The organism is Vagococcus elongatus, from assembly GCF_003987645.1.
Classification (GTDB): domain Bacteria; phylum Bacillota; class Bacilli; order Lactobacillales; family Vagococcaceae; genus Vagococcus_A; species Vagococcus_A elongatus.
This window is the reverse complement of the sequence record NZ_NGKA01000011.1, coordinates 40731-52954: the sequence shown is the minus strand read 5'-3', so window position 1 is coordinate 52954 and position 12224 is coordinate 40731. Positions and strand designations below refer to the sequence as shown.

Annotated in this window: 8 protein-coding genes; 6 read left to right on the top strand and 2 right to left on the bottom strand. The window is 30.1% G+C overall.

Annotated elements, in window-relative coordinates:
* Nucleotides 1-8: 8 nt before the first annotated feature.
* From pglZ to CBF29_RS08255, 4 genes are all read left to right on the top strand, one after another.
* Nucleotides 9-2603: a BREX-1 system phosphatase PglZ type A gene (pglZ, locus tag CBF29_RS08270; protein ID WP_126809275.1), complete on the top strand. Its 2595-nt coding sequence runs from the start codon at nucleotides 9-11 to the stop codon at nucleotides 2601-2603.
* Between the two features lie 11 nt (nucleotides 2604-2614).
* Nucleotides 2615-4663 (top strand): protease Lon-related BREX system protein BrxL, encoded by a 2049-nt coding sequence (gene brxL / locus CBF29_RS08265; protein ID WP_126809274.1) that lies wholly within the window; start codon nucleotides 2615-2617, stop codon nucleotides 4661-4663.
* 64 nt (nucleotides 4664-4727) lie between these two features.
* The gene (locus CBF29_RS08260) at nucleotides 4728-5684 is read left to right on the top strand and encodes a nucleotidyltransferase domain-containing protein (RefSeq protein ID WP_126809273.1); all 957 of its coding nucleotides are present in this window, start codon (nucleotides 4728-4730) and stop codon (nucleotides 5682-5684) included.
* Entirely contained in the window at nucleotides 5674-6216 is a 543-nt protein-coding gene (locus tag CBF29_RS08255) for a Cap15 family cyclic dinucleotide receptor domain-containing protein (protein ID WP_126809272.1), read from the top strand. Before CBF29_RS08260 ends, CBF29_RS08255 begins: the two co-directional genes overlap by 11 nt.
* 14 nt (nucleotides 6217-6230) lie before the next feature.
* On the opposite strand, the gene CBF29_RS08250 is transcribed toward CBF29_RS08255, so the two are convergent.
* Together CBF29_RS08250 and CBF29_RS08245 are read right to left on the bottom strand one after the other, a co-directional pair.
* Entirely contained in the window at nucleotides 6231-7574 is a 1344-nt protein-coding gene (locus tag CBF29_RS08250) for a relaxase/mobilization nuclease domain-containing protein (RefSeq protein WP_126809271.1), read from the bottom strand.
* A gap of 1 nt (nucleotide 7575) precedes the next feature.
* Nucleotides 7576-7929 (bottom strand): plasmid mobilization protein, encoded by a 354-nt coding sequence (locus CBF29_RS08245; protein WP_126809270.1) that lies wholly within the window; start codon nucleotides 7927-7929, stop codon nucleotides 7576-7578.
* Between the two features lie 383 nt (nucleotides 7930-8312).
* Here CBF29_RS08245 and CBF29_RS08240 point away from each other — a divergent pair, with 383 nt between their 5' ends.
* Complete coding sequence (locus CBF29_RS08240) at nucleotides 8313-8561, top strand: single-stranded DNA-binding protein (RefSeq protein ID WP_026254112.1); 249 nt, start codon at nucleotides 8313-8315, stop codon at nucleotides 8559-8561.
* Between the two features lie 5 nt (nucleotides 8562-8566).
* A complete protein-coding gene (locus CBF29_RS08235; RefSeq protein ID WP_018579540.1) occupies nucleotides 8567-12190 on the top strand; it encodes a YobI family P-loop NTPase in 3624 nt (1207 codons plus the stop codon).
* The last annotated feature ends 34 nt before the right edge of the window (nucleotides 12191-12224 follow it).

The following is a 12224-nucleotide window of genomic DNA, read 5'->3' as shown; positions in this document are numbered from 1 at the left end:
CAAGGACTTTGGACTTAGAAGAAATTTTAAAAGATTTAGAGAAAAGATTTAAAGAACCTTATCCTGAATTTTACAAGAGAAGGATTATCTTTTGGAAAGATGAAGAGAGAGAATTTGAAGATGCAATTGATACTATAAGCATTCAAGACGTAAGAGTTCTAAAGATGGCCAAGAATAATAAGTTTATAGTGAAAAAACTCTTATCTTTTGATGACCAAGAATCAGATTTCCTTGTTTATTGCCCATTTTATTTTGACAACATTGAAGATAACTGGATTAGAGATATCATGAGGTATAGTGAGGATTTTAGGGCAGACTTAGGGTCTATACAGACTAAAGAAATGAATTTACCTGATACCATCACCATAAGGCAGTCTGTAAAAGAATATAAGAAATATTTTAATGCTAAAGCAAGAAGAGAGTTTGTAAAGGGAAAAGCAAATAGAATTGAAAGTTCTGCACATTTAGAACTTGCCATTATGAGTAGTATAGCTGGATCTGACATGCAACCAGGACCCATTATTAGAGAAGTGTTGAAGGCTGGACTTGAAAATGATGATAATCATATTTACAAGGATTTTGTGAACTATAAGATAGATAAAAGATTTTGGGAAATGGTATATCAAGGTACAGGTTATCAAAGTGAGGAAAACAAACTGAAAAGTCTTTCCATCCATATATTTCTTACTGCTACATCAAGAAATATAAATAAAGAAGCTTTTTTAGGCCTAGATGACTATATATCTAGTCCTCATGAAGCCTTCTGCTTTCAATTTGTTGAGGATTGGCTTAGAAATGCTAAGGAAGAAAAATACATCTATAAGCTCGCTCGTATTATAGAAAGAGAGATTCGACTAGATGAAAGATTAATGAAATTAGACATTATAGATTTTGAAAAAAATGAAAGTTTTCCATGCGTTGATGAAGTTATACTTATAAAACTAATGACCAATATTAAAAATGATATTATTGACCCAGAGGATATTTCAGATATATTTGAAAAAAGACGAGTAGGAAGCTGGTTTGGAGAATTTTCTTCATACTATGAAGGAATCTATAATATAGGTAAAATGAAAGATTTTTATAATAAAAACCAGTCTTCATTTCATATGACAAGTGCAAAAGGACTATGGAAGACCTATACAGACAAGTTTTACTTAATGGATACCTACTATAGGAAATTTCAGAGAGCATATCAGAAAAGTCTTAGAAATTCAAATGACAAGCTTGATGATTTATTTAAATTTACTGTGGATAGGGCTGAAGGAATCTATAAAAATTGGTTCTTAGAAAAGCTTCTTACCAACTGGTCTAATATCAGCAGTAGAGAACTTGAGGAGTATGGAAGGGTTCTTGAAGTTGACCAGCAGGTAGATTTTTATGAAAACAATATTAAAAGAGCTAAGTCAAGAACCTTTGTAATTATATCAGATGCTTTACGATATGAAGTAGCAAAGGAACTAGTTACAGAATTAAAACAAGATATGCAATGTAAAGTAGAAATTGACAATATGGAAGCTGTTTTTCCAACAATTACACCTTTTGGCATGGCTGCTCTACTGCCTAATAATGGCTTAAAGACAGAAATCAGAAATAATAGCCTAAAAGTCATTATTAATGGGGAATCAACAGATATGGGAAACAGAGAAAGAGTACTACAAAATACCAATAAGAACTCTAAACTACTCAAATATGATGATTTAATCCATATGAAGAAAGAAGAAAGAAGAGAGCAAGCAAAAGGCATGGATGTTGTTTATATATATCATGATCAGATAGATTCATCTAGTCACACTTCTGATTCAATGGTTTTTTCAGCCTGTGACAAGGCTATAGAAGAGATAAAAAATTTAGTTAGAGTTCTAGCAAATGATTTTCCAAGTATAAACATTGTAATTACATCAGATCATGGTTTCCTCTATACCTATGAGGAGTTTACTGAAGATGATAAGATTTCAAAAGAAGGCTTTGATGGCCTAGTAGATTATGGTAGAAGATATGCCATAATGGACAAATCTGCCAATCCAAGCTTTCTAATGCCTATCAAATTTATTGATCAAGAATCAGGTTTAAAGGGTTTTGCACCAAAAGATAATATCCGAATTAAAAAACAAGGTGGAGGAATCAACTTTGTCCATGGTGGAATTTCACTACAAGAAAAGGTTGTCCCTCTAATTAAATACAAACACCTTAGGAGTGACAATAAAGAATATCAGAGGAATAGAGACAGATATGATGTTAAACCTGTAGAATTAAATATATTATCAACAGGAAGAAAAATCAGCAATATGATATTCAATTTATCTTTTTATCAAAGTGAAATGCTTTCAACTAATAGAGAAGCAGCTAACTTCCTACTTTATTTTGTTAATGAATATGGGGAGAAAGTATCTGATGAAGTTCGCATTATAGCTGATAAAAATACCGATGATGAGCAAGATAGAGTATTTAATGTGACCTTTAATTTAAAGGCTGGAAAATATGATAATAAAAAGACTTATAATCTTATTATTTTTGAAGAATCAGGACAGGTTCTTCCCAAGAAAACTGAGTTTGTTATAGATATTCCTTTCGCTACAGGGGAATATGATTTCTTTAGTTAGGGGGGATAAGTATGGAATTAGTGGATATAAGAGCCGAAATAAAACAAAAACTTAGAGAAAATTTTGATGGAAAAATAGTAAGCAAAGACTTAACTAAAAAAATTAAAGAAGGAGCTAATGTTCCTGTGTATGTTCTTGAATTTTTACTTGGCCAATACTGTAGTAGTGATGATGAAGAAGTTATAGATAAGGGCTTAACAACAGTAAAAAAAATACTTTCAGATAATTTTGTAAGGCCTGATGAGGCTCAAAAAATTCTTTCTATACTAAGGGAAAAAGGAAGCTTCTCCATTATTGATAAGGTATCAGTTAAATTAAATATTAGAAGGGACAAATACGAGGCTGAATTTTCAAATTTAGGAATTAGTAATATCTTGGTGCCTGATGAGTATCCTACAAGATATGATAGGCTTTTATGTGGGGGCATTTGGTGCATGATTCAACTTGATTATGATTATGACGAAAATGAACAGAGTAAGCATCCTATAAATATAACAAGACTTACTCCTATTCAAATGCCTCAGGTAGATATTGATGAACTTAAGGAAGGAAGGAGTAAATTCTCAAAAGATGAGTGGATAGATATAATGCTTCGTTCTATTGGTATGGAGCCAGATGAGCTAGAAGAAAGGGAAAAGTGGCTTTTACTTACTAGACTTATCCCACTTGTTGAGAATAATTTCAATTTATGTGAATTGGGGCCAAGAAGTACAGGAAAATCACATATCTATAAAGAAATATCTCCTAACAGTATTCTTGTATCAGGTGGACAAACTACAGTAGCTAATCTTTTTTATAATATGTCTACTAAGCAAGTTGGACTTGTAGGCCTTTGGGATTGTGTAGCTTTTGATGAGGTAGCTGGTATAAAATTTAAAGATAAAGATGGAATTCAAATTATGAAGGATTTTATGGCATCAGGTTCTTTTGCTAGAGGGAAGGAAGAAAAAGCAGCATCGGCATCAATGGTATTTGTAGGAAATATTAATCAAAGTGTTGATGTTCTTTTAAAGACTTCCAGCTTGTTTGATCCATTTCCTGAAGAGATGGCAAGAGATACTGCTTTCTTTGATAGAATGCATTGTTATATACCGGGATGGGAGATTCCTAAGTTTAGCCCTGAACATTTCACAAATGATTATGGATTTATAACTGACTATTTATCAGAATTTTTGAGAGAACTACGTAAAAATCAATTCGGAGATAGTTTGGATAAATATTTTAGACTGGGTAAAAACCTAAATCAAAGGGATACCATAGCTGTTAGAAAAATGGTTAATGGCTATTTAAAATTGATATATCCTCATGGTGATTTTACAAAAGAAGATATAGAAGAAATACTATGCATATCTCTTGAAATGAGAAGAAGAGTAAAAGAGCAACTGAAAAAAATAGGTGGTATGGAGTTTTATGATGTTAATTTTTCATATATAGATTTAGAGACTTTTGAAGAGAAATATGTAGGTGTTCCTGAGCAGGGTAGTGATAAGTTAATTCCTGACGGCATATTAAATCCAGGACAAGTTTATACTATAGCGACTGGTGGAAATGGAATGATAGGCTGTTACAGGTTGGAATCTCAAATGCTTCCTGGCAATGGTAAATTTGAAAGAACAGGACTTGGCTCAAATCGTGATGCTAAAGAGGCAAGCAATACAGCTTTTAATTATCTTAAGGCTAATGGAAATAGAATTAGTGGTACTATAAGCACTACAACAAAGGATTACATTATAAATTATCAAGATATGCAGGGAATAGGAATGACTGGGAAACTAGCTCTTCCTACACTAATCGCCCTATGTTCAATTGCACTTGGAAAACCTGTTATAAACAATTTAGCTGTACTAGGTGAGATAAGCATTGGTGGAAGTATTATGAAGGTTACGGAAATAGCAGATAGCCTACAAGTAGCTTTAGATAGTGGAGCAAAGAAAGTTCTTATTCCTAGTACATCCTTTGTTGATTTTGGAATAGTACCATCTGATTTAATGAGTTCATTTCAGATAATACCATATCAAAGTGCAGAAGATGCCGTCTTTAAGGCTTTAGGGGTAGAGTGATTAAGAAAGAGAATTAGTTGGTTGAATTTTAAATATTAAATTCGAAAGGAGATTACTAATAGTTATGATTTTTACTGAAGAGCAATTAAGAGATTATGCAAAGCCACTTAGTGAAACAGAAGAAAATCAATGTAAGAACTCTATACGAATGGTGTCAAAAGCCTTGAGTGATTTAGGATTAAAAGAAAATGAAATAGAGACTTTATATGGAACTTCTACAGCATATCAAATAAGAATGACTGACAGTTTAAGTGGATATGATATTAAATTATTTTTACAAGGGTCTTATGCTAATAATACAAATGTGAGAGGACATAGTGATATTGACATTGCTGTAGTCCAAGAAGATACATTTCGACCTAAATATAGACCGAATGTGTCCGGGGAGGATTATGGATTTACAAATGCTACTCCGAGAGTTAAAAGTTTTAAAGATGAAGTTGAAGATGCTTTAATCAAACATTTTGATAAAGATGTAGAAAGAAAGAATAAATCTATAAAAATAAATGGAAACTCATATCGAAAAGACACTGATAGTGTTCCAGCTATGCGTTCTAGAGACTATAGACAAGACTATAGATTTGATGATAAAAATTATATTGGTGGTATTTTAATTAAAGCAGATAATGGGCAAGAAATAATTAATTATCCAGAACAACATATAAAAAATGGAGTAGAAAAAAATAATGATACTAATTATTATTTTAAAAAAATGGTGAGAGTTGCTAAAGAATTAAGATATCAGATGAAAGATTTAGGATATTCATATGCTCAAAAAGCAAGTTCTTTTGGAGTAGAATGTTTGTTGTGGAATATTCCTAATCAATATTTTACTAAATACTCTACTTATTGTTATGTATTTGATGATATTGTTAAATATTTATATGATAACAGATTTAGTCTTCTTGATTTTATGGAGGTAAATAATATAAAAAAATTATGTGATGATTCTCCAGATAGGCGAGATATTTATAAAGGGTTTATAGAAGAATTAAAAGGATTCTATGCCTATGAAGTCTAGAATTAATAATTTATTAAAGTGGGCAGGAATAATAAGTGCTATTATTTTCTTAGCACTAAAATATTTTAAAGGTGCTGAAAACATATGGGATTACGGAGGATTGGCTGGTGAGGCAGCAGGATATAGTTCTATATTAGTTTTATTATATGAAAAATGGATTTGGAGATATAATCCCTTAATAAAAATACCTAAGCTGAAAAAAGAATATAGTGGTTTATTAAAATATAACTATGATAATATTCCAGGAGAAAAAGATATAGATATAATTATTTCCCAAACCTTAACCAATATAAATATTATTATTAAAACAGATGAAATAATAAGCAATAGTATAACAAGTGAGCTTATAGAAGAGAATAATCAATATGTTCTTTACTATACTTATTTAACTCAACCTAAAAGTCAATTTAGTGATAAAAACCCTATGCAATACGGTTCTAGCAAGCTTTGTATTGATAATGAGGATGAATTTCATGGAATTTATTGGACGACGAGGGAAACTAAAGGTGACATTTATTTCAAATCAATTTAAAAGAGGTAGAGCTACTATCTCTCAACCTCTTTCCCTAAATAATTATCATAGTTCTTCTTATACTGATATAGCCTATCCTGCTCTTGGCGGGATTGATTGAGTTTCTCAATGAGAGACTCTTTTTTTGTATGAAGTTTTTCAAGATCTTCGTATATTTGTTTGGTAGTAGGCAGGACATCGGAGTCCTGGAAACTTTCAGCAACTGCCTTTTTATAAAGCATAAGTTGAAGGTTATATTCATCAATAAAGGCCTTATCTTCAGGGTGATTTTTAGCATATTTATAAATTTCTTTATATTGTTCTATAGTATAGCGGTTCTCCATAATTTTCTTTTTTGCTTCTATAAGTTTTTCTATATCTTTATTTTCTGTAAGAAGATTTTGAACTTCAGTAGCTTTTTCATGTATAGCTTTTTCTAGTTGTTCTCGTGTTTTAAAACCCTCACTTCTAACCTGGTTAATAGTATCTGCCATAGTAGAAAGATTATGCTTTGTTGCCCAATACTTGTACCCTGGAGAGCTTTTAACCTTATCATTATCACATATATCAATAACATTATCTAAAGGCTTAAAAGGGGCTTTAGTGCGTTTGCTTTTCATGCCAACTTCTTCTAGGATACGTTCTTTTAATCTTTCCTCAGTATAATTTTCCCCTATTCTCATAGCCCTTGTAAAACGTTGCTGACCATCTATTTTTTTAAAAGAAATGTATTTTCCATATTTTATTTCATATCCATATTGCTTCATAAGATTAAGAAAATCATCCCAGTCTTTAGCTTTCTTAATTGCTCTATCTATATCAAATTGAAGCCTAGCCTTCCATGAGGTACCTTTCTTTCTCTCCTGATATTCCATATAAGATTTACCTTTAGTTTTATATTTTTCCTTGTATTTCTCATAGTATTCATCAATGACAACAAGATTATTTTCCTTGCATAGCTTGTCGCTTTGGTATCTTATCCTATGGTAACTTCGCTTGTTGGATTGATAGCATTTTCCTGTTTTCCAATTAACATTATTAAAAATAATATGGTTGTGAATATGGTTACGGTCTACATGGGTAGCTAGTACATATTCATATTCACCATTTAAAACTTCTCTGGCCAGAGCAAGACCTATCTCGTGTGCTTTTTCAGGGCTTACCTCTCCAGGAACAAAACTTTGTATTAAATGTCTAGCCAAAACTATTCCTCTAGTATCATTGACTTCCCTTGTATTAATAAATTGTAGATGGGCAGTTGCAGGAGAGCAGCCCACAGAACTTATTAATAGTTGATCATCAGTTTTATCATCGCTAGTAATATAATCAATTGCAAGGCTGAGAGTGGATTTAATGGGATGTATCTTTGTAATAGCCATTTTAATCAGCCTTATTCATATATTTTCTTGTCAGGATATTTTGAATTTTAATTATTTCCCTTGAGATATCATCATTCTCTTTTTTTAAGTCTTCAATATCCTCTCTATAGATTATTCCTGTACTATTTACTCTCTTTGCAATTTGATTAAGGTTGTTAGAGTTCTTTCCTATAAGAGTTTGTAGTTTTCTAAAGATATTCATATCAATCACAAATATAGGGGCTTCTAGAACACTTTTTCTAATAAAATGTCCCATTGATTTTGACTTGCTCATTTCAAGCTTCTTTTTAAAAAGTTCTTTTTCCTCATCAGTAACCATTACATGAATATCGTTTTTTCTAAGTCTATTTGCCATATAAATTCTCCTTTTCTTTTTTATTTGTAATAGGGTATTAGGGGAACCCTAAATCATTCCGATAGGAACAAGTAGAAAATTGGATAAAAAAGAAGCGAGCCTAAAGGGGGCCGCTTCATCAATTTTCTCGTAAGTGTGTCTACACTTACTGTGCTTGCTATTAAAGTTTTTTAAAAGCAGGCATTAAGCCAAGTATTTGATTTATATATCTATATTACCGCACTATGTGGCTAATGTCAGCGTAAAATATAAAATTATATATAAGATTCCTTAATATATACTTCTAGTTGCTACTACTTAATTACATTGTAAAAGGGAAAAAGAAAATGTATAATGATATTAACAATGTTGTCGGCAAGGTTATTATAAGAGGGGTGAGCAATATGAATGATGTTAATGAATTATTAAATGAAGCTATTAAGGAAACGGCAAATTTAAAAGAAGAAGAAATATTTTTAGTAAAAGAGTTGTTTAAAGGCTATGAGTGGAACAGAATACCACGAAGTGAAAGAATATTACTTGGAACATTATTTCTACACCATATTAATAAGGGAACTACAAGCATTAAGGCTATTCAAAAAACAACTTCTGGACAACAAAAATATCAGATAACAAAATCAAAAGGGGTTTAAATCCTATGGATAAATATAATTTTCAAAAACTTACTCCAATAAATGATGTAGAATTAAATATTTATGATCATGCCTTAGACTTTATTTTTAAAAATGATGATGTTAAAAACATTGCTATTTCGGGTGCATATAGTGCTGGAAAGAGTAGTGTTCTTGAAACATATAAAAAGAAACATAGTAATATTAAGTTTTTACATATTTCCCTTGCACATTTTAAGTCACCAATGGAAAAAGAAGATGAAGAAGCAGAAATAAAAGAATCTGTTTTAGAGGGTAAGATCCTTAATCAACTGATTCATCAAATTAATTCTGATAAAATTCCTCAAACGAATTTTAAGATTAAAAGACAACTCGACAATAAAAAAATTATTCAAAATGTAGTTCTAATAATGATTACTATTGTTATGATATTGCATCTGACAATGTTTAATTCTTGGCAAGCTTTTGTAAATAGCATTTCTATTAATTGGTTTATCTGGCTTAAAAATATACTGTTACTAACAGCCTATAGTGAAACACGAATTTTTAGCGGAACTATCCTTTTTATACTGTTTGGTGTTATTTGGGGTAAAATTATAAAAATCCAAAAAAATAAAAATATCTTAAAGAAAATCAGTCTACAAGGTAACGAAATAGAAATTTTTGAAGAAAATGAGGACTCCTATTTTGATAAATATTTAAATGAAGTCTTATATCTTTTTGAAAATTCGGATGCAGATGTCATAGTTTTTGAAGATATGGATAGATATAATGTAAACCAAATATTTCAAAGGTTGAGGGAGGTCAATACTCTTGTAAATAATCAATTAAAAAAGGAAAATAAAAATCCTCTAAGATTTTTTTATCTTTTGCGTGATGATATATTCATTTCTAAGGATAGAACGAAATTTTTTGATTATATAATGCCAGTTGTCCCTGTTATTGATAGTTCTAACTCATACGATCAGTTCATTGCACATTTTAAGGCAGGGGGGATTTTTGAATTATTTAAACAGAATTTTTTGCAAGATGTTTCTTTGTATGTTGATGATATGCGTATACTCAAAAATATTTATAACGAGTTTGTGGTCTATAATAACAGAATCAATACTACGGAACAAGATTATAATAAACTTCTGGCTCTCATAATTTATAAAAATATCTTCCCAAGAGATTTTAGTGACTTGCAATTAAATAAAGGATTTATATATACCCTTTTCGCAAAAAAAGAAGGGTTTATTAGCGATGAAAAAAATAATATAAATAAAAAGATAGATACCTTAAATGAAAAAATTGATAAAGCTCAAAAAGAAATTTTGTGTTCTGATGAAGAGCTTTCTATGGTATACAGTAAAAAGATTGAAGAACTTGGATATTATCGGCATAAAGAAAAAGAAATATTAAACGAGGAATGGGATGAACGTAAGGAAGCTGTTAAAAATAAGGAAGTAGAAAATATCGAAAGAATCAAGCAGGATATTTTTAATCTTCAGGAAGAGCTAGAGATGCTTAAAAATAAAAAGTTATGCAATATTATCTCACGAAACAACATTGATAATATTTTTAAAACTACATATATAAATGAAATAGGGGTGGAAAGAGATTTTAATGAGATAAAGGAAACCCCTTATTTTGATTTAATTAAATATCTTATCCGCAACGGTTATATTGATGAGAGTTATGCAGATTACATGACCTATTTCTATGAAAATAGCTTAAGTCGTATTGATAAAACATTTTTAAGAAGTGTTAGCGATAAAAAGGCGAAAGAATATACATATGAACTAAAAAGTCCTCGAATGGTAATTGATAGATTGAGTGATGTGAGTTTTGATGAGGAAGAAATTCTTAATTTTGATTTATTTTGTTTTCTGCTGACAACTCCTGAATATGATATGCAACTTCATAGGTTTTTGCTGCAGTTAAAGAATACGAAGAATTTCAAATTTATTCAAGGCTTTTTTATTTCCGAAAGAGAAATCCAGCAATTAGTATTTAAACTCAATAATCAATGGCAAAATTTCTTTTCTGAAATTTTAAGCAATGGTGTTTTTACTGAATCTCAAGTTAAGTTATATTCCATATATACACTTTATTACTCTCAAGATATTATAAATATGGTAAACAATGAAAAATCCCTAACCGACTATATCTCTGATAATTCTAATTACTTGGATATTGAAAATCCTAATATTGATAAACTTATAAAAGGATTTAAGCTAATTAATATATGTTTCAAATCAATTAATTATGACATAGCAAATAAAGACTTATTTATAGCAGTTTATGAAAACAGATTATACCAAATCACTTTCGGGCATATTACTTTGATGCTCAAAACCTTCTATGGTATAGAAGAAAGTGAAGATTTCAATCATAAAAACTATACATTGATTTTATCATTGCCAGAATCGCCATTGGCACAATATATTAATGGAAATATTAATTACTATATAGAAATAATAATTAATCATTGTGAAGGAAGTATTGTAGACGATGAATCGGTTGTGTTATCTATGTTAAATAATGATGAGATTACTCTTGAAAATAAACTTGAATATATTAAAGTTCTAAAAACACCAATAACTTTACTCGAAAAAGTTTCAGATAAGGATACTTGGTCATTATTACTTCAAAATAACCTAGTCGTATATTCGGAGAATAATATTCTCGAATATTTCTTTAATAGTGAAAAAAACTTAGACGACATTTTAGTTGAATTTGTAAATAGCCAAGATAATCATTTGGATTTTTCTGATTCAATCAATGATTTTGGTAAAGATGCTTCATCTAGTTTTTTCAAGGTTGCAATTGTATGTAACGATTTAAACAATGAAAAATATAGAGAAATAATGAGGTCGCTTAGGCGATATTATGATTCATTCAAAACCGAGGGGATTTCAAATGAGAAAATAGATATTCTAATTGATTTAGAAACCATAAGAATGTCACAAGACTCTTTGTTATTTATTAGGGATGAATATCCAACCAATACACTTCACTTTATAAAAAAGAATATTGATTCATATGTGAATGATGTTATCTCTGGGGAGACCTTTGATTTTAATGAAATGGTAGATGTGCTTTCTTTAGATACTAGCGATGAAAATAAAATTAATCTTCTTAAATTTACAGATGAAGCTATATCAATTATAGATACTGATTACTCTAATACGGTAAAGATTTATATACTTAACAATAATTTGGAAGAAAATGATATACCTAAACTGCTTACTGCGTATTTACATGAGAATAGTCCTATGAAAATAGAAATTGAAAATCTAACAGTTCGACAAAAACAAGTGATTTTCTCTGAATCATATCCATTTTCTATGCAGTTATTTGAAAAACTACTCGCAGATACAAGGCTTACTTATGAAGATAAAGTGGAATTTTTCATTATTATTCTTCCGACTTTTGACAAAAGACAAGCAATCATTTATCTAGATAAATTGAATTTGAAGGATTATGTAAGATTGTTTGATTTGGGTCGACCCAAATTTGTAGTTAACAATGTCAATGAACGGATATTAGAAATTTTCAAGGATAAAAATTGGATAACGAAATACGAAGTTGATAAAGATGACTCAGGGTATTATCGTGCTTTTGGTAGAAGGTTACAAGATGAACTTCCTAATGAACTTCTATAACATATATTGATTAGGTTAGAACCACATATCTACT

Bases quoted from the DNA above. Each gene is read 5' to 3' on its own strand.
- brxL (WP_126809274.1), top strand. From the start codon at position 2,615: ATGGAATTAGTGGATATAAGAGCCGAAATAAAACAAAAACTTAGAGAA.
- CBF29_RS08260 (WP_126809273.1), top strand. From the start codon at position 4,728: ATGATTTTTACTGAAGAGCAATTAAGAGATTATGCAAAGCCACTTAGT.
- CBF29_RS08255 (WP_126809272.1), top strand. From the start codon at position 5,674: ATGAAGTCTAGAATTAATAATTTATTAAAGTGGGCAGGAATAATAAGT.
- CBF29_RS08250 (WP_126809271.1), bottom strand. From the start codon at position 7,574: ATGGCTATTACAAAGATACATCCCATTAAATCCACTCTCAGCCTTGCA.
- CBF29_RS08245 (WP_126809270.1), bottom strand. From the start codon at position 7,929: ATGGCAAATAGACTTAGAAAAAACGATATTCATGTAATGGTTACTGAT.
- CBF29_RS08240 (WP_026254112.1), top strand. From the start codon at position 8,313: ATGAATGATGTTAATGAATTATTAAATGAAGCTATTAAGGAAACGGCA.
- CBF29_RS08235 (WP_018579540.1), top strand. From the start codon at position 8,567: ATGGATAAATATAATTTTCAAAAACTTACTCCAATAAATGATGTAGAA.